Origin of the sequence: Nocardioides solisilvae (genome assembly GCF_003194625.1) — a bacterium.
In the GTDB taxonomy this organism is placed as follows: domain Bacteria; phylum Actinomycetota; class Actinomycetes; order Propionibacteriales; family Nocardioidaceae; genus Nocardioides; species Nocardioides solisilvae.
On record NZ_QHKX01000002.1, the window covers coordinates 659,477 to 683,663 of the forward strand.

Here is a 24,187-nt window from a genome sequence, read left to right on the forward strand (position 1 = left end):
AGGATTCGTCGCACGCCTTCCGGGACACCAGTCATCCCGCAGGATGACCTCTCGCCCGTTCAGCCGCGGGCGAGGAGCCCTCGGACGACCCTCAGCGCGACCGACATCCGAGCCAGGTCGGCCTCGTCGTCGAGGACGATCTCCTCGAGCACCTGCACCGAGTCGCGGACCAGGTCGGGGTGCCGCGCCTCCCAGGCCGCGACCCGCTCCTGCGGGGAGCCCTCCGCGGCGGCCAGCGCCTCGGCGGTGAGCGCCCCGTGCACCGAGAAGAGGTCGTCGCGCAGCGCGGCGCGGGCCATGGTCTGCCACCGGTCCGCGCGCGGCAGCTGCTGGATCCGCTGGACCAGGGACGGGAGCCCGACCAGCTCGCCCAGCGCGAGGTGCACGCGGGCCACGTCGTCGGGGTCGAGCGACTCGCGCTGCGCGGTCTCCACGACCGAGAGCAGGGCATAGCTCGTGGGCAGCACCGCGACCCGCTGGGCGAGCTCCTCGGGCACCCCGTGCTCGACGAGCCGGTCGCGGCGCCCCTCGAACGCCGCCAGCTCGCGTCCGGTGAGCAGCTGCGGCAGGGTGGCCATCGCCCGCTGCACGGGGACGCTCAGGGTGTCGACCAGCTCCTCGCTGCGCAGGGGACGCCGGTGGGTCACCAGCCACCGCGAGGCCCGCTCGACCAGGGTCCGCATCTCGAGCCGCATCTGGGTCTGCAGCCCGGCCGGCAGGCGGTTGTCCCACGCCTCCAGCTCGCGGCGCAGCGCCAGGGAGCCGAAGATCTCGCGGGCGACGAAGTTGGCCCGGGTCAGCTCGGCGGCGCTCGCCCCCGTCTCCCGGCCCAGCCGGGTCCAGTAGGTCATGCCCGCCCCGTTGACCAGGTCGTTGACCACCTGGGTGGTGATGATCTCGCGCCGCAGCGGGTGCGCCAGCATCTGGGCCCGGTGGTCCTGGTGCATCCGCTGGGGGAAGTAGGTGATCAGGTCCAGGGTCAGGTAGGGGTCGTCGGGGAGCTCGGTGCCGAGCAGCTCGTCGGCCAGCACGATCTTGGTCCACGCCATCAGCACCGAGAGCTCGGGCAGCGTGAGGCCCTCCCCGCGCTCGATCCGCCGGCGCACCTCCTTGCGGTCGGGCAGCGCCTCGAGCTCGCGGTTGAGCACGCCCCGCGCCTCCAGGTCGCGCATCCAGTCCTCGTGGACGTGGAGCATCGCCGGGGCCTGGACCGCCGCGTTGGCGAGGGCCAGGTTCTGCTCGTAGTTGTCCCGCAGCACCAGCGCGGCGACCTCGTCGGTCATCTCCGCCAGCAGCGCGTTGCGGGCCTCGGCCTCCAGCTGCTCGTCCGCCACCGCCTTGTCGAGGAGGATCTTGATGTTGACCTCGTGGTCGGAGGTGTCGACCCCGGCGGAGTTGTCGATGAAGTCGGTGTTGATCCGCCCGCCGTCCCCGCCGCAGCCCTCCTTGGCGTACTCGATCCGCCCGAGCTGGGTGAAGCCGAGGTTGCCGCCCTCGCCGACGCAGGCGGCCCGCAGGTCGGCGCCGTCCACCCGGATCGCGTCGTTGGCCTTGTCGCCGGCGTCGGCGTGGCTCTCGGAGCGCGCCTTCACGTAGGTCCCGATCCCGCCGTTCCAGAGCAGGTCGACCGGGGCGGTGAGGATCGCCCGCATGAGGTCGGACGGCGCCATGGCGTCGACGTCGTCCTCGATCCCCAGCGCCCGCCGGACGGCGTCGCTGACCGGGATCGACTTGCTGTCGCGGGAGTGCACCCCGCCGCCCTCGGAGATCAGGGAGGCGTCGTAGTCGCGCCAGCTGGACCGCGGCAGCCCGAAGAGGCGCTTGCGCTCGGCGTACGACGTCGCCGCATCGGGGTCGGGGTCCAGGAAGATGTCGCGGTGGTCGAAGGCCGCGACGAGGCGGATGTGCTCGGAGCAGAGCATGCCGTTGCCGAAGACGTCGCCCGACATGTCGCCGATGCCCACGCAGGTGAAGTCCTCGGCCTGGCAGTCGATGCCGCGCTCGCGGAAGTGGCGCTGCACCGACACCCACGCGCCCCGGGCCGTGATCCCCATCCCCTTGTGGTCGTAGCCCACCGAGCCGCCCGAGGCGAAGGCGTCCCCGAGCCAGAACCCGTAGTCGCGGGAGAGCTCGTTGGCGACGTCGGAGAACGACGCGGTGCCCTTGTCGGCGGCGACCACGAGGTAGGAGTCGTCCCCGTCGTGCCGCACCACCGAGGGCGGCGGCACGGTCCGGCCGTCGACCAGGTTGTCGGTGACGTCGAGGAGGCCCCGGATGAAGTGGCGGTAGCACGCCACCCCCTCGGCCAGCCACGCCTCGCGGTCGCCCGGGTCGGGGAGCTGCTTGGCCACGAACCCGCCCTTGGCGCCGACCGGCACGATGACGGTGTTCTTGACCATCTGCGCCTTCACCAGGCCCAGCACCTCGGTGCGGTAGTCGTCGCGCCGGTCCGACCAGCGCAGCCCGCCTCGGGCCACCTTGCCGAACCGGAGGTGGACGCCCTCGACGCGGGGCGAGTGGACGAAGATCTCGTAGGCCGGCCGCGGCTCGGGCAGGGAGAGGATCCGGGACGGGTCGAGCTTGAGCGACAGGTAGGGCCGCGGACCCGCCTCGGGGTCGTCGTCCTCGGGGCGGAAGTAGTTGGTCCGCAGGGTCGCCTGCACGTGCGTGCGGTAGGAGCGGAGGATCCGGTCGTGGTCGAGGCTGGCCACGTCGTCCAGCGCCGCCTCGAGGCGCTCCTCCACGACGGCGACGAGGCTCGTGCGCGCCTCGGCGTCGGCGTCGAGCCCCTCGCGCCCCGGGTCGAAGCGCGCCTCGAAGAGCTGGACCAGGAGCCGGGCGATGTCGAGGTTGCCCAGCAGCGCGTGCTGGATGGAGGTCAGGGAGAACGGCGCGTTCCCCTGCCGCATGTAGCGCGCGTAGGCGCGCAGCACCATCACCTGGCGCCAGCCCAGGCCGGCCGAGAGGACCAGCGCGTTGAATCCGTCGCCCTCGTGCTGGCCGGCCCAGACCGCGCGCAGCGTCTCGACCGCGAGGGGGGCGGCGTGCTCCACGGCGGGGCGGTCGTCGCGCAGGCCGAACTCGTAGACGTGGGTGGTCCGGCCGAGCCCCTCGAGCTGGTAGGGCCGCTCGTCCACCACCTCGACCCCCAGCGACGAGATGGTCGGCAGCACCTCCGACAGCGAGAGCGGCGGGCCGACGCGGAAGACCTTGAGCCGCGCCTGGCTGCGCCGGTCCTCGTCCTCGTCGGCCACCAGGACCAGGTCGAGCCCCTCCTCGCCCTCCAGCTGCTCGAGCCCCTCGAGCCGGAGCACGTCCTCGGCCGCGGTGGCCGGGGAGAAGTCCTCCTTGTAGGCCTCGGGGAAGCCGGCGCCGTAGCGGCGGGCGAGCTCCGCGCCCCGGGACTCCCCGCAGCGGGCGACGAGCTCGCTGCGCAAGTCGTCGCGCCACGAGCGCGAGGCCTCGACGAGCAGGCGCTCGATGGCCGCCGCGTCGAAGTCGGTCACCGCGTGGTCGGCCGCGGGGTGGACGACGAAGTGCACCCGGGCCGTCACCGACTCGTTGACCCGCGCCGTGAACTCGACGTGCTCGCCGTCCAGCTGCTCGCGCAGGATCGCGGCGAACCGCTCCCGGACGGCGGTGCTGTAGCGGTCGCGCGGCAGGTAGACGAGCGCGGAGACGTAGCGTCCGTAGGTGTCGCGGCGCAGGAAGGCCCGCAGCTGCCGGCGCTGGCCGGCGTGCATCATCGACTCCGCGATCGGCACCAGCTCGGCCACCGGGGTGTGGAAGAGCTCGTCGCGGGGGTAGTGCTCGAGGGTGTCCATCAGCTCCTTGCCGGCGTGGCTGCGCCGGTCGAAGCCGACGCGCTCCAGCACGGTCGCCGCCTTCTCCCGCAGCAGCGGGATCCGGGTGATGGACTCGGCGTAGGCGCGGCTGGACAGCAGCCCGAGGAAGCGGCGCTCCCCCACCACGCGCCCGTCGGCGTCGAAGGTCTTCACCCCGACGTAGTCGAGGTACGCCGGCCGGTGGACCGTGGCGCGGGAGTTGGCCTTGGTCAGCACCAGCAGCGTCCGCTCCGAGGCCTTGCGGGCCGCGATCGCCGGCAGCCGCGAGCCGCCCCCGGTCATGTCGGGGTCGGCCCGGAGGATGCCGAGCCCGGTCCCGGGGACCGCCCGCAGCAGCGCGTCGTCGCCCTCGGTCTCCAGGCGGTACTCGCGGTAGCCCAGGAAGGTGAAGTGGTCGTCGACGAGCCAGCGCAGCAGCTCGCGCCCCTGCGCGACCTCGTCGGCCGGGAGGTCGGGCGGGTCGGTCTCCAGCCCGCCGATCACCCGCTCCGCCTCGGCCTGCATGCGGTCCCAGTCCTCGACCGCGTCGCGCACGTCCTGCAGCACCCGGTGGAGGTTCTCCTCCACCGCCGCGGCCTCGTCACGGTCGACCACCCGGTCGATCTCGACGTACATCCACGACTCCACGCACGCCCCGGACGTCGGGTCGGGCTCGACGTGGGTCGTCTCGTCCACGGGGCCGACGGACTGCAGCCCGCCGTTGAGGTCGCGGGTGACCTCGAACCGCGGGTGGACCACCCGGTGGACGCCCGAGCCCAGCCGGGTCAGCTCCATGGTCACGGAGTCGACCAGGAACGGCATGTCGTCGGTGACGATCTCGACCACCGAGTGGCCGGTCGCCGACCAGCCGACCTCCTCGGCCACCGGCGTCTCCACCCGGAGCACCGCGCGCCCCTGCGGCCGGGTGCCGGCCAGCCGGTGGTGGCTGGCCCACGCGCCGTGCAGGTCGCCGGGCTGCCGCTCGACGACGTCCTCGGGGGCGACGTGGCGGTAGTAGGCGTGGAGGAGGGCCGGGTCGCCCGCGACGACGCCGCCGGGCCCGTCCCCCGGCCCGTCGGGGGCCTCGACCCCCACCAGGGCGGCCGCCGCCGCCAGCAGGTCCGACTTCTTCTCCTCCAGGTCCCCGGCCACGACCAGACCCTAGGCACACCGGTGTGACCCACACAACACAGGGCGGGGTCGACGCGTCCCGGCATGATGGCCCCATGACGAAGCGACTCACCCACCAGCTCACCTACCCCGCCCCCCTCGAGGACGTGGCCGCGATGCTGCGCGACCCGGCCTTCCGGGAGCGGGTCTGCGTCGAGCAGCGGGTGGTCAGCCACGACGTCAGCGTCGACCCCGGGGGCGCCACCACGGTCGTCCGGGTGGCGCGGGTGCAGGAGGCGCGCGGCATCCCGTCGTTCGCCGCGAAGGTCGTCGGCGAGCGGATCGAGGTGGTGCAGGTCGAGACCTGGCACGACCACGAGCGCGCCGACTACCGCGTGGAGATCCCTGGCAAGCCGGGAGAGATCTCCGGCACGGCGGTGCTCACCGAGTCAGGAGGGACGACGACCGAGACCGTCTCGCTCGACGTCACGGTGCGGATCCCCCTCCTCGGGGGCCGTCTGGAGGGGCTCGTCCACGACCTCGTCCTCAAGGCGCTGCAGGTCGAGAACAGGGTCGGCCTGGCCCACCTCGGCGGCTCCTGAGGGGCCGGCCTCGGCCTCCGCCCGGTCCTGCCGGCTGCGCCACCACACGACCGCGCCGAGCAGCACGAACGGCCCGAAGGCCAGCACCAGCACCAGGGCCTGCTCGTAGGCGTGCAGCGGACCCATGTGGAACGCCGGACGCAGCGGCAGGCCGGTCAGCACGGGCAGGGCGAGCAGGTCGGGCATGCACCCATTGTCCCCCTCCCCCTGCGGGGACCGGAGGTCAGCCCATGTGCGGGTAGCCGATCGAGGTCGGCGGCACGAAGGTCTCCTTGATCGACCGCGGGCTGGTCCACCGCTGGAGGTTGAGCGCGGCCCCCGCCTTGTCGTTGGTGCCCGAGGCCCGTCCGCCGCCGAAGGGCTGCTGCCCGACCACCGCGCCGGTGGGCTTGTCGTTGACGTAGAAGTTGCCGGCGGCGAAACGGAGCTGCTCGCCGGCCCACGTGATCGCGGCGCGGTCCTGGGCGATGACGGCGCCGGTCAGCGCGTAGGGCGCGAAGGACTCCATCTGCCGCACGACCTCCTCGAACCGGTCGTCCTCGTAGACGTGGACGGCGAGCACCGGGCCGAAGTACTCCTCGGCGAACATCCGGTCCTCCGGGTCGGTCGACTCCACCACCGTGGGACGGACGAACCAGCCGACCGAGTCGTCGGCCGTGCCGCCGGCCAGCACGGTGAGGTGGTCGGTCGCGGCGGCCCGCTCCAGCACGGCGGAGAGCCGGTCGAAGGCCCGGCGGTCGATCACCGCGCCCATGAAGTGCGAGAGGTCGGTGACGTCGCCGGCCGAGAGCGCCTCCACGTCGGCGACCAGCTGGTCGCGGACCTTCTCCCACACGGACCGGGCCACGTAGGCCCGCGACGCCGCCGAGCACTTCTGCCCCTGGTACTCGAAGGCGCCCCGCACGAGCGCCACCCGGAGCACGTCGGGGTCCGCCGACGGGTGGGCGACGACGAAGTCCTTGCCGCCGGTCTCGCCGACGATCCGCGGGTAGGCGCGGTAGGAGGAGATGTTCTCCCCCACCGTGCGCCACAGGTGCTGGAAGGTCGCCGTCGAGCCGGTGAAGTGGATGCCCGCGAGGTCGGGGTGGACGAGCGCCACCCGGGAGACCTCGAGCCCGTCGCCGGGCAGCATGTTGACCACGCCCGGCGGCATCCCCGCCTCCTCGAGGAGCTCCATGGTGAGGCTGGCCGCGAGCTGCTGGGTGGGCGAGGGCTTCCAGAGCACGGTGTTGCCCATCAGCGCGGGCGCGGTCGGCAGGTTGCCGGCGATCGCGGTGAAGTTGAAGGGCGTGATCGCGTAGACGAAGCCCTCCAGCGGCCGGTGGTCCGTGCGGTTCCACACGCCCGGCGCCTGGGCCACGGGCTGCTCGGTGAGCAGCTCCTTGGCGTAGTGCACGTTGAACCGCCAGAAGTCGACGAGCTCGCAGGCGGAGTCGATCTCGGCCTGCTGCGCCGTCTTGGACTGGCCGAGCATGGTGGCGGCGTTGAGCCGCTGGCGCCAGGGGCCGGCGAGCAGGTCGGCCGCCTTGAGCAGGATCGCGCAGCGCTCGTCGAACGGCATCGCCCGCCACGGGCCGGCGGCCTCGCGGGCGGCCGCCACGGCCGCCTCGGCGTCGCGGGCGGTCGCGCCGGCGAAGGTGGCCAGGACGTGCTGGTGGTCGTGCGGCTGCACGACCCGGGTCTCCGGGCCGCCGCCGGAGCGGCGCTCGCCGCCGACGTGGGCGACGAGCTCGCGCTGCTCGCCCTCCTGGCGCGCGAGCTCCGCGAGCAGGGCCTCCCGCTCGGGGGTGCCGGGGGCGTAGGACAGGGTGGGCTCGTTGACCGGGGCCGGGGATCGGGTGGTGGCGTCCATCCCGCGACACTAGCCCGCCGCGGGCGCTCAGAGCAGGTGCTCGAGCTCCTCGGGCGCGAACCAGGCCAGGTCGTCGTCGGGGTCCGCGTCGGCAGCCCGGTCCTCCGTGTCGAGGTGGACCGCCGCGACCTCGGCGCGGCCGAAGGAGGCGCCGGGCGCCCCCGTCGTCGCGGGCTCGACGACCACCACGACCCGCCGCACGGCCGGCAGGCCGCGGGCCACGCAGAGGGCGGCCGAGAGGTCCGCCGCGGTCATGAGGGCGGCGTACTCCGACTCCTCGTCGTCGGCCTCGGCCCGGACGGGGCCGTCGGGCGAGACGGCGGACGGCGGCAGCCCGCCCTCGTCGACCAGCGTGCGCAGGCCTGCGACGGTGGTGGGCAGGTAGAGCCGGGCGCTCACCGGTCCCCCTCGGTGCCCCGGGAGCCGGAGCCACGGGTCCCGGACCTCGGCCCGGTGCGCCCGGTCGTCGCCGCGCCCTTGCGCCGCCCGCGCGGGGCGCGGGGGCGGGAGTCGCTGGCGGAGTCCTTGAGCTCCTCCAGCGCCTCGACGACGCACTGCCCCAGCACGTCGGCGTCGGGGAGCAGGTCGCGGTCGGTGGTGATCCCGTAGAAGACCCGGCCGTCGTAGGAGGTGACGCCGATGGCGAGCGCGTGGCCCGGGAGCAGCGGGTGCACCGGGTAGCTCTCCAGCATCTGGGCGCCGGCGGCGTACAGCGGGAACTGGGGCCCCGGGACGTTGGTGACCGAGAGGTGGAAGCCGCGCCGCAGCTCCTGGGCCGCCACCCGGGAGCCGAGGGCGTGGAAGGTGGTCGGGGCGAAGCCGGCGATCCCGGCGAGCCGCTGGGCGCCCACCGCCAGGCCGGTCTCGCGGTGGCTGTGGAAGGCATAGCTGACCTGGAGCAACCGGACCACGGGGCTCGGCTCGCCGATCGGCAGGAAGACCTCGTAGCCGGTGACCTGGGTGCCCAGCGACGTGGCCTCGAGCTCGTGGTCGATGACCGACATCGGCACGACGGCCTTGAGCCGCTTGAGGCCGTGCAGCCCCTCGTCGCGGGTCATCAGCCAGCCGCGGAGGGCGCCGGTGACGGTGGCCAGGACCACGTCGTTGACGCTCGTGCCGTGCACCCGGCGGATCCGTCGGTAGTCGGCGAGGTCGGTCGCCACCGTCATCACCCGGCGCTGCTGCGACAGCGGCCCGTTGACCGGGGACTCCGGGACGGGACGGCGGTTGGAGAGCGCGCCGGCGACGTGGCCGACCCGCTGCCGGGCGTCGGCCGCGCTGCGGAGCAGCGCGTTGGTGTTGCTGCGGACCGTGGCCGCCAGCGTCCGCGGGGACTCGAGGCTCTCCAGCACCGCCCCCGCGACGAGCGAGGCCGGGGTGGGAGCCCGGCCCGGACGCCACTCGTCGTGGCCGAGCGGCTCCTGCTGGGGGTCCACGTCGAGCAGCACCTGGCCCAGGTCGACGGTCTCGACGCCGTCGACGAGGATCTGGTGGGACTTGGCCAGCACCGCGACCCGTCCCTCGGCGAGCCCCTCGATGACGTAGACCTCCCACAGCGGCCGGTTGCGGTCCAGCGACCGGGAGACGATGCGGGCCGTGAGCTCGCGCAGCTGGGCCATCGTCCCGGGACGGGGCAGGGCCGAGCGGCGGACGTGGTAGCTGAGGTCGAACTCCTGGTCGTCGACCCAGACGGGGTTGGCGAGGCGGCCGGGGACGGACTGCAGCCGCTGCCGGTAGCGCGGCACGTAGGAGATCCGCTCGGCGATGAGCTCGAGGACGTGGGAGTAGTCGAACCCCCGGGACCCGGGCTCGAAGACCTCGAGCGTCGCGTTGTGCATCGGTGTCGCAGGCGAATCCGTGGCGAGGAACGCCAGGTCCCGCGGCCGCAGCCGCTCGCTCATGTGTGCCCTTCCGTCCTCGCCCTTGCCATCGCATGGGATTCTGGCAGAAGGACCCCACCCCGAGGAGGAACGCCCAGATGTCTGCCCCGATCCGTCCCCGTCTGCGAGTCGCCACCGGAGCCGCCGTCGCCTGCCTGGCGCTCCTGGGGCTCGCCGCCTGCGGGGACGACGCCGAGAGCGACACCACGACGGGCGGCACCACCGGCTCGCAGGACTCCTCCCCCGACGGCGGGCAGCCCACGGACGAGGCCGCCCCCGAGGCCGAGCCGATCCGGGTGACCATCGAGGGCGACTCGATCGACCCCGCCGGCGAGCGGGTGGAGGTGGCCGCGGGCGAGCCGGTCCTCGTCGAGGTGACGGCCGACCGGGCCGGCGAGCTGCACGTCCACTCCACCCCGGAGCAGGAGATCGCCTTCACCGAGGGGACCACCGAGCACGAGCTGGTCATCGACCAGCCGGGCGTCGTCGAGGTCGAGTCGCACGACCCCGACCTCGTGGTGCTCCAGCTCGAAGTGCGCTGACGTGGACCGCGAGCTCCTCGCCCACGGCCTGGGCGGGGCCAAGGACCTGCCCATCTCCCCCGAGCTGGCCATGGCCGGCGCGGTCGCGGCCCTGGTGGTCTCCTTCAGCGTCCTGGCGCTGGCGTGGCGCGAGCCGCGGTTCGACGACCGCCCCGGCCGGCCCGCGCCGGCCGCGCTCGACCGCGCCGTCGGCTCCCGGTGGTTCGCCGTCGCGGTGCGCGTGGTCGGGATGGCGTTCTTCGGCTGGTTCCTGCTGGCCGCCGTGCTGGGCGAGAACCTCGTCATCAACCCCGCCCTGGGCATGTTCTACGTGCTGCTGTGGGTCGGCATCGTGCCGCTCAGCCTGCTGGTCGGGCCGGCGTACAAGGCCCTGAGCCCGGTCCGCACCCTGCACGCGGGGCTGGCCCGCCTCACCGGGTCCGACCCCTCCCGCGGGCTGCGCGACTACCCCGAGCGCCTCGGCTACTGGCCGGCCGCCGTGGGTCTCTACGCCTTCGTCTGGCTCGAGCTGGTGCACCCCGACTCCACGCAGCTCGGGACGGTGCGGCTCTGGGTCGCGGTGTACGTCGCGCTGATGCTGCTGGGCGGGGCGCTGTACGGCGACCGGTTCTTCGAGCGCGCCGACCCCTTCGAGGTCTACTCCTCGCTGGTGGCCCGGCTCTCGGTCTGGGGTCGCGAGGACGGCCGCCTGGTGGTCCGCTCCCCCCTGGCCAACCTCGCCACGACGCCGGTCGGCCCGGGGCTGGTGGGGGTAGTCGCCGTGCTCTTCGGCAGCACGGGCTTCGACTCGTTCCGCGAGTCGCCGCCGTGGCTGCGCTTCGTGCAGTCCAGCGACGTCGACGCGGCCCTGCTCGGCAACCTGGCGCTCCTCGCCTTCTGCGTGGGCGTCGGCCTGGTCTTCACGGCCGCCACGGCCGCCACCGGGGTGGGCGACGACGTCCGGCGGTCGGCGCTCCCCGGCCTCTTCGCGCACTCGATGGTGCCGATCATCGTGGGCTACATCGCCGCTCACTACCTCTCCTACCTCGTGGAGTACGGGCAGGTGACGCTGGTCCAGATGAGCGACCCGCTCTCGCGGGGCGACGACCTGCTCGGGACCGCGGACCTCGAGGTGAACCGCTGGCTCTCCTACCACCCCACGACGCTGGCCAACATCAAGGTGCTGGGGGTCGTGCTCGGCCACGTGCTCGGGGTGGTCGCCGCCCACGACCGGGCGGTGCGGCTGCTGCCCCGCCGGCACCAGCTCACCGGGCAGCTGCCGCTGCTCCTCGCGATGGTCGGCTTCACCGCCGGAGGGCTGTACCTGCTGTTCGCCGCCTGAACCGCTGCGCCAGCCTCCCGCCGGCTCCCCCGGCGCCCGGGGCGCAGCTGGCGGGGTGCACGGCGTCCACCAGGCCCGAGACCGCGCGCGAGAGCGCGGACTCCCCCACCTCGCCGACCGCCCGGCCGGCCACCAGGGCCCGGTCGGCGCCGGCCCGGTCGTCGGGCAGGAAGTGCAGCCCGGCGACCCGGGCGAACCCCTGGACCATCCCCGCCACGTCGGCCTCCGACCACCCGAGCGACGAGCGCATCCGGTTGACCACCACGCGCACGGGCGTGGTGCCGACCACCTCACGGACCTCGACCAGGCCGCGCGCGAGCCGGGAGAGCCCGACCGGGTCGGCGGCACCGACCACGAGCAGCTCGTCGGCCGCCTCCAGCGCCTCCAGGGTCATCGCGTTCCGCTGGCCGGCCTGGCCGGCCAGCGCCTCCACCGCGAGGTCGGCGCCGGTGTCGAGGACGACGTCGCGCCACGCGCGCGCCTCCTCGACCACCTCGGCGAGCGCCCCGGGTCGCACCTCGACCCAGCGGTCCGCCCGCGGCAGCCCGGTCATCACCTCCAGGTGGGGAGCGACCGCGCGGCACGCGGAGGGCAAGCGGGTCGGCAGCGTCCCCGCCTGGGCCAGCCGTGCCGCCGACAGGACCCCCGAGACCTGGTCGAGGACGCCCAGGTGCTGGGCGACCGAGGCGGCGTGCGGGTCGGCGTCGACGAGCAGGGTGCTCCGGCCGCGACGCGCGAGCTCGGCCGCCACCGCCGTGGCCAGCGTCGTCCGCCCCGGCGCACCCGGCGGCCCCCACACGGCCACGACCCGCCGCCCGGGCGGCGCCCCACCCGCCGAGGGCGGGGCGACCGGGCCGAGGGCGGGGCCGCCCGACGGGTCCTCCGCCACGGAGCGGCTCCGGGTGTCGCCGAGGTCCTCGGCACGGAGCACGGCGGCCGGGAGGTGACCGACCTCCGCGGCGGCGACCCGCACGTGCACGTCGAGCCGGGCGAGGCGGGCGGCCACGTCGTCGCGCCCCGGGTCGGCGACCACGGCGACGGGCCGCACCCCGTGCCGGCGCAGGTGGGCGACCGCCGACGCGTCGAGGCCCGGGGCCTCCAGCGCGACGACCGCGACGTCGGCCTGCCCCGTCGCGGCCGTGGCCATCAGGTCGTCGACGTCGACGCAGCGCTTGAGGACCACCACCCCCGAGGCGTCGGCGAGGTGGCCGAGCGCGGCCGACTCCCAGGGCGCCCCGCTGGCGAGGACGAGGACGCAGACCACGACCTCAGCCTCGCCCGACCAGCATGAGGCGCCGCTCGCCGCTGGCCGTGAGGACCCGGGCGAGGGTGTCGCCGTCGTCGGGCACGGCCAGCACGAGCTGCCGGTCGGGGCCGGCCAGGCCCAGGTCGCCGGAGGTGCGGGGCGCCTCGACCACCCGCACGTCGGCGACCGCGAGCCGCGCCTTGCTCCCGTCGCCGGCGCCCTCGGGGGGCATCATCCACACGTCGACCACCGAGCCGGGACCGACCGCCGGCGGGATCTGGACCGACGGGACCGAGACGGAGACGTGCGGCACCCCCTCGTCGGGGGAGCCCAGCGCCGCACGCGGCAGGAGCTCCCCGGCGGCGACCCCGCGCAGCAGGTGCCGCGCGGGCGGCAGCTCCTCGCTGGTGGCGTAGTAGCGCCGGGCGTCGGACGGGTCGGCGAACCGGACACGGCGGGCCACCAGGTCGGACGGCCCCACCTCCTGGCCCTCGGCCAGGTCGTCGGCCACGCCCCACATCGGCACCGTCTCGTCGGCGCCGCCGACCACGCGGGCCCCGACGACCACGGAGACCCCGACGAGGGCCACCCCGACCCAGAGCCTGGGGTCCCGCCACCCCGCGCGGGTGGAGCGCTGGGCGACCGGCACGTCTTCGGCGGGAGGAGTCGTGAGCACGGCCCACATCCTCCCGCGACCCGGGCCCCGGCCCGCCGCTCCGTCCACAGACAGGGCGGCCCCGGACGCCACGCCTCCTCCACAGGTCGGCCCCTCCTGCGGGTGACGGGCGGTCCCGGGTGGCACGATGGGAGGATGCCCGGCACGCCACGCTTCCTCACCCTCGCCGACGTCGCGGAGGTGCTGAACACCTCCAGCGCCCAGGTCTACGCCCTGGTCCGCCGCGGGGAGCTGCCGGCGATCAAGATCGGCGGCCGCGGGCAGTGGCGGGTCGAGCACGCGCAGCTCGAGAGCTTCATCGAAAAGATGTACGCCGAGACCCGGCAGTTCGTCGACGAGCACCCGTTCGTCGAGGCGGACTCCCGGGGCGCCACCGACTGAGGCCGGCGGGTCAGCCGACCTCCGAGTCGAGGACCACCGAGACGGTGCGCTCCTCGCCGTCGCGCACGACCGTGAGCTCGAGGGTCTCCCCGGGCTGGTGGGTGCGGATCCGCACGATGAGGGCGATCCCGTCGGTGACGCGGTCGCCGTCGACCGCGACCACCACGTCGTCGGGCCGCAGCCCGGCGTCGGCGGCCGGCGTCCCGGAGGCCACCTCGTCGATCCTGGCCCCGGAGGTCCCGCCGGCGCCGCCGGTCTGCACCTTGGCCCCGATCACGGGGTAGCGCGCCTCGCCGGTGCGCAGGATCTGGTCGGCGGTGATGCGCACCTGCTCGATCGGGATCGCGAAGCCCACGCCGATGTTGCCGGCCTCCCGCAGCAGACCGCCGGTGGTCGCGATGGCGGAGTTGACCCCCACCACCTGGCCCTCGAGGTTGACGAGCGGTCCGCCCGAGTTGCCCGGGTTGATCGCGGCGTCGGTCTGGACCGCGTTGATGAAGGACGTCTCGTCGTCGCTCTCGCCCGTGGTGACCGGACGGTCGAGGGCGCTGACGATGCCCGCCGTCACGGTCTGGCTCAGTCCCAGCGGCGCCCCGAAGGCGACCACCGGGTCACCCACGAGGAGCGCCTCGGAGGCGCCGAGGCTCGCCGCCCGCAGGTGCTCCACGCCGTCGACCCGGAGGACGGCGAGGTCGTAGACGCGGCTCGCCCCCACCACCGTCGCGTCGTGGCTGTGACCCTCGGCGTCGACCACCCGCAGCTCCTCGTCGTCCGCCCCGGCCACCACGTGCTGGTTGGTCACGACGTGGCCCTCGGAGTCGAGCACGAAGCCCGAGCCGGTCGCCCCCGCCCCGGCCGCGCCGGCGAGCACCTGGACGGTGCTGGGCAGCAACTCCTGGGCCACCGCGGCGACCGACCGGTTGCCCGTGGCCAGCGGCGGAGCCGTCCGGACGGTGGCGGGCTCGAGACCCGAGCCGCCGAGCTCGAAGGACTCGTAGAGCGCGCCCCCGAGCGCACCGCCGGCGAGGCCGACGACGAGGGCCAGGGCGGTGACGGCCGGCCAGACCCACCCCGGGGCCCCGCCCGCCGCAGGGCGCGCACCCGACTGGCCCAGCGGACCCAGCGGACCCAGCGGACCCAGCGGACCGAACGGCCCCCCGGGGGCACGGTGCTGGGGACCGGGCTGCGGACCGGGCTGCGGACCGGGCTGCGGCCCCGCCGGTGGCAGGGGCCCCCACCGACCGGCCGGGACCGGGCCGGGGAACGGGCCGGGCCCGGCGGACGGACGCGGCGCAGGGTCGGGACGCGGGGCCAGGTCGGGACGCGGGGCCAGGTCGGGCGGCAGGGCGAGGGGCACGGTCGGGTCGACGTCCCGCGGCTCGTCCGCCGCGGCGGGACCGCCCTCCCCCGTGTGGTCGTGGTTCACGGGAACAGTGTCGCGCGCAGACCCTGAGGACGCAGCGGTGAGGTGCGCGACGTCGGCCCGCCGCCGGGCCGCTGGTCGGGCCCGGGGCTCGACGGCACCAGGCTGGTGACCGGGCCGCGCCGCTCCGTCTGGGGCGCGTTGGCCGGCACCGAGCCGAGCGCCAGCACGCCGACCACGGCCACCCCAAGGGCGCCGCCGCCGAGGGCGACGAGGTGGCGCGGACGGGGACGGCCGCGGTCACGGGTCGCGCAGGCGAGGTGCTGCTGCATCGGCGAGGCCCCGTCGGGGGCCATCGCGAGCAGGGAGCGGCGCAGCGACTCCTCCACGCCGGGCGATCCGGAAGGGGCGCAGTGGGTCATCTCCGCCAGGCGGGTCTTCACCCAGCCCTCCCGCTCCACCATGTCGCGGCACGGGTGGCAGGCGTGCACGTGCTCCCAGGCGCGCTCCTCCTCGTCGGCGGCGAGGTGTCCGTCGAGGAGCGCGCTCACCCGGCTGCCGAGGTGGCCGATCACGCGCCGCTCCTGAGCATCGGCAGGGGCTCGGTGGCCGGCCCCGCGTACCGCTCGCGTCCCTCCCCGGGCGCGCGGTGCGCCAACGCCTTGCGGAGCAGGGAGCGCCCGCGGTGGATCCGGGACCTCACGGTGCCGAGCTTGGCACCCATGATCTCGGCGATCTCCTCGTAGGAGAGGCCCTCGACGTCGCACAGCACGACCGCGGCCCGGAAGTCGGGCGGCAGCGTCGCCAGCGCCCGCTCGACGTCGTCGTCGAAGGTGCGGTCGGCGTACGCCGCCTCGGGGGCCGGGGACGCCGAGGTCAGGCGGCTGGCCCGCTCGTCGGAGAGGGCGTCGAAGCGGATGCGCTGGCGACGCCGGGCCTGGTCGAGGAAGAGGTTGGTGGTGATCCGGTGGAGCCACCCCTCGAAGGTGCCGGGCGTGTAGGTGTCGAGGGAGCGGAAGACCCGGACGAAGACCTCCTGCGTGAGGTCCTCGGCGTCGTGGCGGTCGCCGGTGAGCCGGTAGGCGAGCCGGAAGACCCGGTCGGAGTGGCGGGTGACGATCTCGTCCCAGGTGGGCACGGCCTCCGTCGAGCTCTCCACGGGGACCTCCTGGGGTCGGGGACGAGGGCCGGGCCGGAACGGGTTCACACCCTCTCCGACGCTCGGGGAACAGCCTAGGTTCCCGGCCTGAGAGGAACCTGTGAGCAGGGGCCGGCATTCCCCCGCGGGAGCTCCCGCCCCACGCGATAGAGTCCCGCCCATGAAGCCCGCCAGCTGGAACCACGCCGAGCAGTTCGTGGCCGAGGACGACGTGCTCCGCGCCGCCCGCGCCCGGGCCGACGAGGTCGGGGTGACGCCGATCGGGGCGGGCGGCGGCGCCGCCCTCCGCTTCCTGGCCGCCGTCCTCGACGCCCGCACCGTCGTCGAGATCGGCACCGGCACCGGCGTCTCCGGGCTCTGGATGCTGCGGGGGATGCGCCCCGACGGCGTGCTCACCACCGTCGACATCGAGGCCGAGCACCAGCGGCTCGCCAAGGAGACCTTCGCCGACGCCGGCATCCCCCCGCAGCGGGCGCGCACGATCAGCGGCGCCGCCCTCGACGTGCTGCCGCGGCTCACCGACGGCCACTACGACCTCGTCTTCTGCGACGGCGACAAGCGCGAGTACTCCGCCTACCTGCGCGAGGCGCTCCGGCTGCTGCGCCCCGGCGGCGTGGTGGCCTTCGACAACGCCCTGTGGCACGACCGCGTGGCCGACGCCGCCCAGCGGGACGAGGAGACCGTCGCGATCCGCGAGCTCGGGCGCCAGGTCGCGGAGCACGAGTCCCTCGTGCCGGTCCTGCTCCCCGTGGGCGACGGGCTGCTGCTGGCGAAGAAGGAGTGGGCGGGAGAGGACTGAGCCCGCGGCTCAGGCCCCGGTGGCGCCCCGGCCCGGGGTCGCCTCGAACCCCTCCCAGCCCTCCGCCACCGCCACCACGTCGCACGGCTCGACGAGCACCGGCCCGGAGCCCACGATCCGCGAGACCGGCGACTCCGCGACGCTCCCGGTGAGCTCGGTCTCGAACGCGCTCCGCGCCGCCTCGTCGACGAAGACGTAGGAGCTCTCGAACCACTCGCCGGGCCGCACCCGCCAGGTTGTGAACCTCAGCCCCGTCATCCCGGTGCAGCGGGCGAACGACGACTCGGCGACGTGCCGGGCGAGCTCGTCGCCGGCCGCCGGGGCCGCCTCGGCCAGGGACCACCGGACGGTGAGCCCGCGCATGCCGGGCCCCTCAGCCCCGACCCGTGGCCGTCAGGCCGCCGACGGGGTCGTCGCCGCCGAGCCACGTGAGCAGCAGACGGGCGCCGAAGCCGGTGGGGCCCGTCGTCCACTCGAAGCGCTCCTCGGGGGCGTCGCCCACCGAGGCGACGTCCAGGTGGGCCCACCGCACGTCACCCGTGAAGTGCTGCAGGAAGAGGGCCGCGGTGATCGCGCCCGCTCCCCCGGCGGCGTTGTCGGCGTCGGCGACCTTGGAGGCGAGCTTCTCCTCGTAGTCGGCGACGAGAGGCATCCGCCACACCCGCTCGCCCGACTCCTCGCCCGCGGCCGAGATCGCCGTGGCCAGCGCCTCGTCGTTGGCGAAGAAGCCGCCGGTCTGCTGACCCAGGGCCACCTTCATCGCGCCGGTGAGGGTCGCGACGTCGACCAGCACGTCGGGAGCCAGCTCGGAGACGGCGTAGGCCATCGCGTCGGCCAGGACGAGGCGTCCCTCGGCGTCGGTGTTGTTGACCTCGGAGGTGCGGCCGCCGTGGTGCACCACCACGTCGCCGGGGCGCATCGCGCGTCCGCTGATGGCGTTCTCGGCCGCCGGCACGAGCCCGGTCACCCGGACGGGGCAGCCGACGTCGGCCAGCGCCGCCATCGTGGCCAGCACGACCGCGCCGCCGGTCATGTCGCGCTTCATCGTCGTCATGCCCTGCGCGGGCTTGATGTCGAGGCCGCCCGTGTCGAAGGTGATGCCCTTGCCGACCAGGACCACGTGGGGCACGTCGTCGCCGGCGGACTCCGGGCGGTAGTCGAGGCGGATCAGGCGCGGCGGGGTGTCGGACGCCGCGCCGACGGCGAGGATGCCCCCGAAGCCCTCGGCCGCCAGCCGCTCCTCGTCCCAGACGGTGACCCGGAGGCCTGCCTCGTCGGCCAGCACCCGCGCCTGCTCGGCGAGCCACGGCGGGTTCTTCAGGTTGGAGGGGACGGTGGCCAGGGTCCGCGCCCGCCAGCCCGCGCCGCCCAGCGCGAGCGCCCGGTCGAGCTCGACCCGACGGTCGTCGCTGCCGGGCACCCCGGCGAGGACCACCTGACGCACCGGCTGCTCGGCGGGTCCGTCGCCGCGCCAGTGGAAGCCGAACGAGCCGAGCATCGCGCCGACCACCACGGCACCCAGCACGCCCTCGGGAGCGATGGCCGCCAGGGTGGTGGCCACGCTGCTGCGGTCCTTGACCGCCCGGGCCAGGCTCGCCCCGGCCCGGCGGAAGTCGGTGGCGGTCTGCGCGCCGACGCCGACCAGCAGGACCAGGCGCAGGTCGGGGTGGTCGTCGTGGGCCACCGGCAGGGTGGTCACCTCGCCCACCCGGCCGGTCGCCCGGGCCGACTCGAGGATGTCGAGCAGGTCGCGGCCGAGGAGCTCGGCCGCCTGCTCGGCACCCGGGCCCAGCTGCACCGGCCCGTCGCCGTCACCGGGCAGGACCGGGAACGCCCAGCACTCCACCCCGCCGATCTCGTGCGGCGCGTGCGCGGAGAGCGCGAACTCCGGGGGCGAGACCTGCGTCGGCAGGGCGGCGGCGGGGCGCATGGCTGCCACGGTCAGCCGACGACGTCCTTGAGGGCGTCGCCGAGGGCTCCGGCCTCCTCGGCGTTGAGCTCGACCACGAGGCGGCCCCCGCCCTCCAGCGGGACCCGCATCACGATGCCGCGTCCCTCCTTGGTGACCTCCAGCGGTCCGTCGCCCGTCCTCGGCTTCATGGCCGCCATGAGCGCACCTCTGCTTCCTGTGTCTGCGCGGCCCTCGGCCGCAGGGATGCTTCAGTTTCCCATTATCCCCCATGCACACGGTGACCCGCACCACAGGTCTGCGGGACAGCCCTCGGCCTGCCCTGAGACACTGCTGCCGTGCACGCCCGCTCCGCCCTCTTCGACGTCTACGGCGACCTGCTGCCCGGGCGCGGGAACCGTGCGCCCGTGGCCGGTCTGGTCCGGCTCCTGGGGCCCGTCGGGATCGCGGCCCCCGCCGTCCGCACGGCGATCTCCCGGATGGTGGCGCAGGGCTGGCTGGAACCGGTGGCCACCGAGCGCGGTCGCGGGTACGCCGCCACCGAGCGCGCCGTGCGCCGGCTCGCCCGGGCGGCCGAGCGGATCTACGACCGCCGACCGCAGCCCTGGGACGGCTCGTGGCAGCTGGCGCTGGTCACCTGCTCGGGGAGCCGCACCGACCGGGCCCGCCTGCAGCGCGAGCTGACCTACCTCGGCTACGCCGAGCTGCGCCCGCACACCTGGCTCAGCCCGTGGCCGCGGGAGGAGCTGGCGGAGGCCCTGGCCCGGTGCGGGGCCACGGCGGTCCTCGCCCGCGCCACGGAGCTCGACCCGGCCGGCACCCCGCTCTCCTGCTGGGACCTCGAGGGCCTCGGACGGGCCTACGAGGAGTGGCTCGCCGACGCCGCGGCCTCGGTCGCCCGCCACCTCGCCGCCCACGAGGACCCCGACGAGGCCGCCTTCGCCGCCCGCTTCCACCTGGTCCACGAGTGGCGCAAGTTCCTCTTCACCGACCCGGCGCTGCCCTCCGAGCTGCTGCCGGCGGACTGGCCGGGCGACCGCGCCGCGGCGTACTTCACCCGCGAGGCCGACCGGTTGCGCGAGTCGGCCGAGCGCTTCGTGGCCAGGGCCCTGTCCCCTGGGGCAGACTGACCCGCATGGCCGACCCGGTGCTGCTCGAGGTGCGCGACGGCGTCGCCACCATCACCCTCAACCGTCCCGAGGCGATGAACAGCCTCGACGTGGCGACCAAGGAGCGGCTGCGCGACGTGGTCGCCGCCGTCGCCGAGGACCCGGAGGCGCGGGCCGTCGTCCTCACCGGGAGCGGACGGGCCTTCTGCGTCGGCCAGGACCTCAAGGAGCACGTCGCGATCCTGCGCGGCCCCGACCGCGACTCCCTCTTCCGGACCGTGGAGGAGCACTACAACCCCATCGTCACCGCGCTCGCCTCCATGCCGAAGCCGGTGGTCTGCGCCGTCAACGGGGTCGCCGCGGGCGCCGGGGTGTCGCTCGCGCTCGCGTGCGACCTGCGGGTCCTCTCCGACTCCGCGGGCTTCAACTTCGCGTTCGCCGGGATCGCGCTCTCCTGCGACACCGGCACCAGCTGGACCCTGCCGCGGCTGGTCGGCCGGGAGAAGGCGCTCGAGCTGCTCTACCTGCCCACGACCGTCCCCGCGACCGAGGCGGTGGAGATGGGGCTGGCCGGTCGGGTCGTCCCGGCCGACGAGCTGCAGGCGACCACCCACGCCCTGGCGGCCCGCCTCGCGACCGGTCCGACGGCCGCCCTCGGCGCGATCCGGCGGTCGGTGGCGTACGCAGCGGAGCACTCGTTCACCGACGCGCTCGCGTTCGAGGCGTCGATGATGACCGCCACGGGGGCCACCGAGGACCACGCCGCCGCGGTCGACTCCTTCCTCGCCAAGGAGAAGCCGGTCTTCCGGGGCCGCTGAGCTCCGGGGCCCGCTGAGGCTGTCCGGCCCGTCCGGCCGGCACTGGTCCGGCGCCGGCTCAGCGTCCCCGTCGCGCCCGCAGGACCCGCAGCAGCTGGCGGGGTGCCTCGACCCGCATCCGGCGGCGGGAGGGGTGCGCGCCGTACTCCACGGTGAGGGCAGCACCGGCGAAGGTGGCGTTGAACCACCCGGTCATCGTGCCGTGGCACGTCCCGCCGCAGTCGAGGCTCGTCGTCGGGAGCCGCAGGCCGCGGGCGAGCCGGCGCGCGAAGACGGGGTCCTTGGTGTCGGTGTCGACGCCGTGCAGCGGCTGGTGGAAGCTCAGCACCCGCTTCGGGTCCACCCGGCGCAGGAAGCGCATGACCGCCCGGGTCTCCGGCTCGCTCGCCGGCCGGGGCCCGGACTCGTAGCGGCCGTCGAGGTCGCGCCAGTCGCGCGGGAAGTTGCGGTTCAGGTCGACGCCCCGGGCGTTCTGCCGGGTGCCGCGGGCGAGGCCGTCGGGGTTGTAGGTGGGCACCACCCACAGGTCGATGCCGCGCAGCGGGCGCCCGTCACGAAGCGCCGCCAGGAGCTGGCGGGTCGCCGGCTCGTCGCCGTGCATGGTCGAGAGCAGCACGACGGTGCGTCGTCCCGGTTCGCCCAGCCGCCACGCGGTGATCGGCCGGCCCTGCACCGAGCGCCCGATCACCCGGCGCGCGACGACCGCGCGCGGTCGACCGGCGTGCTCCGCGCTCCGGTCGGCAGCCACGGAGGTGCCGACCACAGTGGCGCCGGGAACGAAGGCGCCGGGAACGCCGACGCCCGGGCCGGCGGAGGCCGGACCGGGCGCGAGGCAGACGAGCGCGAGGGCAGCGGCGAGGACCCCGGCGGGGCCGGGACGTCGCCTGCCCGTCACGCAGCGGTCAGGTAGAAGAAGGTGAAGACGCAGACCCCGATGAAGAGCCCGGCGTGCGCCAGGATCGACAGCCCGGGCCCCTCGCTCCACGTGTCCTCCTCGACGTTGGTGGCGTGCCGGCCGCGCGAGGGCAGCCAGCGCAGCAGCAGGGCCAGCCCGGCGAGCGCCGCGATCCACCACAGCGCGAGGGCGACGATGCCGGCGACGTCACCACCGAGGAACGAGTCCTCGGACATGATCAGCCACGCGACCCAGAGGGCGAACGCCGGCAGGCCCACGAACGTGTGCACGTTGAGGGCCGGCTTGTTCACCTTCATGGGCCCTTCGGTCTCGTCCTTGCCCAGGCGCACCCGGGTGAGGAGGATGACCACGAGACCCAGTCCGGTCAGGACCCAGACGATGATTTCCTTTGACTCCACGCAGGGAAGTGTGCCGTAGAGATGTGGTCGGCGCCACGGAAACGCCGATTCAGGCAGATTCGCCGCCGTCGTCCTGGGCGCCGTGCCCGGTCGCCGACGGCGCGGGGGCGTCCTCGAGCTGACGGCCGAGCCGGTCGAGCAGGGCGTCGACGTCCGCCATCCGGTAGCCGCGGAAGGCCATCGGGAAGCGGACCCGGCCCAGGTCGGCGCGGGTCAGGGGCCCGTCGGGGAGGCGGACCGCCACCCGGTCCCGCTCCGGCTCCTCCCACGTCCCGGTCCGTCCGGCTGCCACGGCGGCCACGCCGCCCAGCACCAGCACCAGCACCGCCACCAGCACCCACGTCACCATCTGCTCCAGCCCCTCACTCGTCGTCCCCCGTCACTCGCTCGTGTGCGGAGCGGGGCTCGGGTAGCGCCCCTCCCGCGCCTCGACCATCAGCGCGACGGCCTCGTCGACGTCGTCGGTGAGGCGGATCATGTCGAGGTCCTCGGGGGAGATCTTGCCCTCCGCCAGGACGGTGGCGCGCAACCAGTCCATCAGGCCGGACCAGTAGTCGACCCCCATCAGCACCACCGGGAACGAGGTGACCTTGCGGGTCTGCACCAGCGTGAGGGCCTCGAAGAGCTCGTCGAAGGTCCCGAGCCCGCCCGGGAGCACCACGAACCCCTGGGCGTACTTGACGAACATCATCTTGCGGGCGAAGAAGTACCGGAAGTGGACGCCGAGGTCCACCCACTCGTTGAGGCCCGCCTCGAAGGGCAGCTCGATGCCCAGCCCCACGCTGGTCCCGCCGGCCTCGCTGGCGCCCTTGTTGGCCGCCTCCATCGCGCCGGGTCCGCCGCCGGTGATGACGGCGAACTGCTCGGCGACCAGGGCCCGCCCGACCTGCTCGGCGAGCGCGTAGTAGCGGTGGTCGGCGGCGGTCCGGGCGGAGCCGAAGACCGCGATCGCCGGCCCGAGCTCGGCCAGGGCGTTGAACCCCTCGACGAACTCGGCCTGGATCTTGAGCACCCGCCACGGGTCGGTGTGGGCCCAGTCCGCGGGCCCGCGCGAGTCCAGCAGCCGCTGGTCCGACGTGCTGTCCTCGACCTGCTGGCGGCGTCGCCGCACCAGTCCCCGGTACTGCGACCTCATCGCTCCCCCTCCAGCCAGGCCCGGAGCTGCTCCTCGCACCGCACGAGGTCGGCGACCGGGACCTGCTCGTCCTGCTTGTGCGCGTACAACGGGTCCCCCGGGCCGAAGTTGACCGCCGGCACCCCGAGCCGGGAGAAGAGCGCCACGTCGGTCCAGCCGAACTTGGGCGCCACCTCCCCGCCGACGGCCTCCACGAACGCCCTCGCGGCCGGCAGGTGCAGACCCGGCAGGGCGCCCGGGGCGGAGTCGGTCAGCTCGACCTCGAAGCCGTCGAAGAAGTCGGTGACGAAGGCCAGGGCGTCGGCCTCGCTGCGGTCGGGGGCGAACCGGAAGTTGACCTCGACCACGCACTCGTCGGGGACGACGTTGCCGGCCACCCCGCCGCGGATCCCGACGGCGTTGAGCCCCTCGCGGTAGGTGAGGCCGTCGATCTCGGGCCGGCGGGCCTCGTAGGCCGCGAGCCGGGCCAGCACCTCGCCGGCGGCGTGGATCGCGTTGACCCCGCGCCAGCTGCGGGCGGAGTGGGCCCGCTCGCCGCGGGTCCGCACGTCGACGCGCAGCGTCCCCTGGCAGCCGGCCTCCACCGACGCGTTGGAGGGCTCCATGAGGATCGCGAAGTCGGCCTCGAGCAGCCCGGGGTCGCTCTCGGAGAGCTTCCGCAGGCCGTTGTGGACCGCCTCGACCTCCTCGGCCTCGTAGAGCACGAGGGTGAGGTCGCGGTTCGGCTCCGGCACGGTCGCGGCGAGCCGGAGGATCACCGCGTCGCCGCCCTTCATGTCGCAGCTGCCGAGCCCGTGCAGCACGCCGTCCTCGAGCCGCGAGGGGAGGTTGTCGTTCACCGGCACGGTGTCGAGGTGGCCGGCGACCACCACCCGCTCGCCCCGGCCGAGGTCGGTGCGGGCGACCAGCGTGTTGCCCCGGCGGACCACCGTCAGGTGGGGCAGGGCCGACAGCGCGCGCTCGACGGCGTCGGCGATCCGCTGCTCGTGGTGGCTGACCGACTCGATGTCGACCAGCCGGCGGGTCAGGCTGACGACGTCCAGGCCGAGGTCCAGCTCCACGTCCCGGATCGGGTCGGGGGCGGGCTGGTCGGGGCGATCGGTCTGGTCGGAGCGGTCGGGATGGTCGGGCTGGTCCGGCATGGGGC

The 24,187-nt window shown here is 74.8% G+C and carries 24 protein-coding genes; 7 read left to right on the plus strand and 17 right to left on the minus strand.

All coding sequences use genetic code 11. The annotated features are described in order from the left end of the window. Positions 1-59: 59 nt before the first annotated feature. A complete protein-coding gene (locus DNK53_RS09170; RefSeq protein WP_110181965.1) occupies positions 60-4,976 on the minus strand; it encodes an NAD-glutamate dehydrogenase in 4,917 nt (1,638 codons plus the stop codon). Between the two features lie 74 nt (positions 4,977-5,050). On the opposite strand from DNK53_RS09170, the gene DNK53_RS09175 reads away from it, so the two are divergent. Continuing rightward, positions 5,051-5,536, plus strand: a complete 486-nt coding sequence (locus DNK53_RS09175) for a DUF2505 domain-containing protein (protein ID WP_110181966.1) — start codon at positions 5,051-5,053, stop codon at positions 5,534-5,536. A gap of 223 nt (positions 5,537-5,759) precedes the next feature. Here DNK53_RS09175 and pruA read toward each other — a convergent pair whose 3' ends face one another. Genes pruA through DNK53_RS09190 form a run of 3 tightly spaced genes read right to left on the minus strand, consistent with a single transcriptional unit; the run spans position 5,760 to position 9,289 of the window. Beyond that, positions 5,760-7,388: an L-glutamate gamma-semialdehyde dehydrogenase gene (gene pruA, locus DNK53_RS09180; RefSeq protein ID WP_110181967.1), complete on the minus strand. Its 1,629-nt coding sequence runs from the start codon at positions 7,386-7,388 to the stop codon at positions 5,760-5,762. Between the two features lie 27 nt (positions 7,389-7,415). Beyond that, positions 7,416-7,787 carry a DUF6912 family protein gene (locus DNK53_RS09185; protein ID WP_110181968.1) on the minus strand — a complete coding sequence of 124 codons (372 nt, stop codon included), beginning with the start codon at positions 7,785-7,787 and terminating at the stop codon, positions 7,416-7,418. Continuing rightward, complete coding sequence (locus DNK53_RS09190; RefSeq protein WP_110181969.1) at positions 7,784-9,289, minus strand: WS/DGAT/MGAT family O-acyltransferase; 1,506 nt, start codon at positions 9,287-9,289, stop codon at positions 7,784-7,786. Before DNK53_RS09190 ends, DNK53_RS09185 begins: the two co-directional genes overlap by 4 nt. 77 nt (positions 9,290-9,366) lie before the next feature. Between DNK53_RS09190 and DNK53_RS09195 the strand changes: the two genes are divergently transcribed. Further along, positions 9,367-9,810, plus strand: coding sequence for a hypothetical protein (locus tag DNK53_RS09195; RefSeq protein ID WP_110181970.1), 444 nt, complete (start codon positions 9,367-9,369; stop codon positions 9,808-9,810). A 1-nt stretch (position 9,811) separates the two neighbouring features. Beyond that, positions 9,812-11,131: a hypothetical protein gene (locus DNK53_RS09200; protein WP_110181971.1), complete on the plus strand. Its 1,320-nt coding sequence runs from the start codon at positions 9,812-9,814 to the stop codon at positions 11,129-11,131. Here DNK53_RS09200 and DNK53_RS09205 read toward each other — a convergent pair. Further along, on the minus strand, positions 11,094-12,395 hold the full coding sequence (locus DNK53_RS09205) for a CpaE/TadZ family protein (RefSeq protein ID WP_110181972.1): 1,302 nt from the start codon (positions 12,393-12,395) through the stop codon (positions 11,094-11,096). The two genes, DNK53_RS09200 and DNK53_RS09205, sit on opposite strands and share 38 nt — an antisense overlap. A gap of 4 nt (positions 12,396-12,399) precedes the next feature. Then, positions 12,400-13,053 carry a flagellar biosynthesis protein FlgA gene (locus tag DNK53_RS09210; protein ID WP_162599854.1) on the minus strand — a complete coding sequence of 218 codons (654 nt, stop codon included), beginning with the start codon at positions 13,051-13,053 and terminating at the stop codon, positions 12,400-12,402. 135 nt (positions 13,054-13,188) lie between these two features. Here DNK53_RS09210 and DNK53_RS09215 point away from each other — a divergent pair, with 135 nt between their 5' ends. After that, positions 13,189-13,434 carry a helix-turn-helix domain-containing protein gene (locus DNK53_RS09215; RefSeq protein WP_110181974.1) on the plus strand — a complete coding sequence of 82 codons (246 nt, stop codon included), beginning with the start codon at positions 13,189-13,191 and terminating at the stop codon, positions 13,432-13,434. A gap of 10 nt (positions 13,435-13,444) precedes the next feature. Here the strand turns inward: DNK53_RS09215 and DNK53_RS09220 are convergent, their stop codons facing one another. The 3 genes from DNK53_RS09220 to sigE are packed head-to-tail and all read right to left on the minus strand — an operon-like array spanning position 13,445 to position 15,956. Then, a complete protein-coding gene (locus DNK53_RS09220; RefSeq protein WP_110181975.1) occupies positions 13,445-14,860 on the minus strand; it encodes a S1C family serine protease in 1,416 nt (471 codons plus the stop codon). Further along, on the minus strand, positions 14,857-15,372 hold the full coding sequence (locus tag DNK53_RS09225) for a hypothetical protein (protein ID WP_110181976.1): 516 nt from the start codon (positions 15,370-15,372) through the stop codon (positions 14,857-14,859). Before DNK53_RS09225 ends, DNK53_RS09220 begins: the two co-directional genes overlap by 4 nt. Further along, on the minus strand, positions 15,369-15,956 hold the full coding sequence (gene sigE / locus DNK53_RS09230) for an RNA polymerase sigma factor SigE (protein WP_239456445.1): 588 nt from the start codon (positions 15,954-15,956) through the stop codon (positions 15,369-15,371). The genes DNK53_RS09225 and sigE overlap by 4 nt, the downstream gene beginning before the upstream one ends. Positions 15,957-16,116: 160 nt before the next feature. Between sigE and DNK53_RS09235 the strand changes: the two genes are divergently transcribed. Beyond that, on the plus strand, positions 16,117-16,755 hold the full coding sequence (locus tag DNK53_RS09235; protein WP_110181977.1) for an O-methyltransferase: 639 nt from the start codon (positions 16,117-16,119) through the stop codon (positions 16,753-16,755). 9 nt (positions 16,756-16,764) lie between these two features. Here the strand turns inward: DNK53_RS09235 and DNK53_RS09240 are convergent, their stop codons facing one another. From DNK53_RS09240 to DNK53_RS09250, 3 genes are read right to left on the minus strand one after another with little or no spacing between them, the layout of a single operon-like run. Further along, entirely contained in the window at positions 16,765-17,118 is a 354-nt protein-coding gene (locus DNK53_RS09240) for a hypothetical protein (protein WP_110181978.1), read from the minus strand. 10 nt (positions 17,119-17,128) lie between these two features. Further along, on the minus strand, positions 17,129-18,685 hold the full coding sequence (locus tag DNK53_RS09245; RefSeq protein ID WP_110181979.1) for a leucyl aminopeptidase family protein: 1,557 nt from the start codon (positions 18,683-18,685) through the stop codon (positions 17,129-17,131). Between the two features lie 11 nt (positions 18,686-18,696). Beyond that, complete coding sequence (locus tag DNK53_RS09250) at positions 18,697-18,864, minus strand: DUF3117 domain-containing protein (protein ID WP_082574674.1); 168 nt, start codon at positions 18,862-18,864, stop codon at positions 18,697-18,699. A gap of 138 nt (positions 18,865-19,002) precedes the next feature. Here DNK53_RS09250 and DNK53_RS09255 point away from each other — a divergent pair, with 138 nt between their 5' ends. Then, positions 19,003-19,794 (plus strand): PaaX family transcriptional regulator, encoded by a 792-nt coding sequence (locus DNK53_RS09255; protein WP_110181980.1) that lies wholly within the window; start codon positions 19,003-19,005, stop codon positions 19,792-19,794. Between the two features lie 5 nt (positions 19,795-19,799). Beyond that, complete coding sequence (locus DNK53_RS09260; RefSeq protein WP_110181981.1) at positions 19,800-20,591, plus strand: enoyl-CoA hydratase-related protein; 792 nt, start codon at positions 19,800-19,802, stop codon at positions 20,589-20,591. A 58-nt stretch (positions 20,592-20,649) separates the two neighbouring features. Here DNK53_RS09260 and DNK53_RS09265 read toward each other — a convergent pair whose 3' ends face one another. The 5 genes from DNK53_RS09265 to dapE are packed head-to-tail and all read right to left on the minus strand — an operon-like array spanning position 20,650 to position 24,182. Further along, complete coding sequence (locus tag DNK53_RS09265; protein ID WP_110181982.1) at positions 20,650-21,486, minus strand: M14 family zinc carboxypeptidase; 837 nt, start codon at positions 21,484-21,486, stop codon at positions 20,650-20,652. Next, on the minus strand, positions 21,483-21,905 hold the full coding sequence (locus DNK53_RS09270) for a hypothetical protein (RefSeq protein WP_110181983.1): 423 nt from the start codon (positions 21,903-21,905) through the stop codon (positions 21,483-21,485). Before DNK53_RS09270 ends, DNK53_RS09265 begins: the two co-directional genes overlap by 4 nt. 49 nt (positions 21,906-21,954) lie before the next feature. Further along, a complete protein-coding gene (locus tag DNK53_RS09275; RefSeq protein WP_110181984.1) occupies positions 21,955-22,254 on the minus strand; it encodes a DivIVA domain-containing protein in 300 nt (99 codons plus the stop codon). A 30-nt stretch (positions 22,255-22,284) separates the two neighbouring features. Then, positions 22,285-23,040, minus strand: a complete 756-nt coding sequence (locus tag DNK53_RS09280) for an LOG family protein (RefSeq protein WP_110181985.1) — start codon at positions 23,038-23,040, stop codon at positions 22,285-22,287. After that, positions 23,037-24,182 (minus strand): succinyl-diaminopimelate desuccinylase, encoded by a 1,146-nt coding sequence (dapE, locus tag DNK53_RS09285; protein WP_110181986.1) that lies wholly within the window; start codon positions 24,180-24,182, stop codon positions 23,037-23,039. The genes DNK53_RS09280 and dapE overlap by 4 nt, the downstream gene beginning before the upstream one ends. Positions 24,183-24,187 lie beyond the last annotated feature (5 nt).

What these genes read in the sequence shown, in the direction of transcription:
- DNK53_RS09215 (WP_110181974.1), top strand. Translation starts at nt 13,189, where the DNA reads ATGCCCGGCACGCCACGCTTCCTCACCCTCGCCGACGTCGCGGAGGTG.
- DNK53_RS09235 (WP_110181977.1), top strand. Translation starts at nt 16,117, where the DNA reads ATGAAGCCCGCCAGCTGGAACCACGCCGAGCAGTTCGTGGCCGAGGAC.
- DNK53_RS09260 (WP_110181981.1), top strand. Translation starts at nt 19,800, where the DNA reads ATGGCCGACCCGGTGCTGCTCGAGGTGCGCGACGGCGTCGCCACCATC.
- DNK53_RS09275 (WP_110181984.1), bottom strand. Translation starts at nt 22,254, where the DNA reads ATGGTGACGTGGGTGCTGGTGGCGGTGCTGGTGCTGGTGCTGGGCGGC.
- DNK53_RS09280 (WP_110181985.1), bottom strand. Translation starts at nt 23,040, where the DNA reads ATGAGGTCGCAGTACCGGGGACTGGTGCGGCGACGCCGCCAGCAGGTC.
- DNK53_RS09240 (WP_110181978.1), bottom strand. Translation starts at nt 17,118, where the DNA reads ATGCGCGGGCTCACCGTCCGGTGGTCCCTGGCCGAGGCGGCCCCGGCG.
- DNK53_RS09250 (WP_082574674.1), bottom strand. Translation starts at nt 18,864, where the DNA reads ATGGCGGCCATGAAGCCGAGGACGGGCGACGGACCGCTGGAGGTCACC.
- DNK53_RS09195 (WP_110181970.1), top strand. Translation starts at nt 9,367, where the DNA reads ATGTCTGCCCCGATCCGTCCCCGTCTGCGAGTCGCCACCGGAGCCGCC.
- dapE (WP_110181986.1), bottom strand. Translation starts at nt 24,182, where the DNA reads ATGCCGGACCAGCCCGACCATCCCGACCGCTCCGACCAGACCGATCGC.
- DNK53_RS09190 (WP_110181969.1), bottom strand. Translation starts at nt 9,289, where the DNA reads ATGAGCGAGCGGCTGCGGCCGCGGGACCTGGCGTTCCTCGCCACGGAT.
- DNK53_RS09175 (WP_110181966.1), top strand. Translation starts at nt 5,051, where the DNA reads ATGACGAAGCGACTCACCCACCAGCTCACCTACCCCGCCCCCCTCGAG.
- DNK53_RS09245 (WP_110181979.1), bottom strand. Translation starts at nt 18,685, where the DNA reads ATGCGCCCCGCCGCCGCCCTGCCGACGCAGGTCTCGCCCCCGGAGTTC.
- pruA (WP_110181967.1), bottom strand. Translation starts at nt 7,388, where the DNA reads ATGGACGCCACCACCCGATCCCCGGCCCCGGTCAACGAGCCCACCCTG.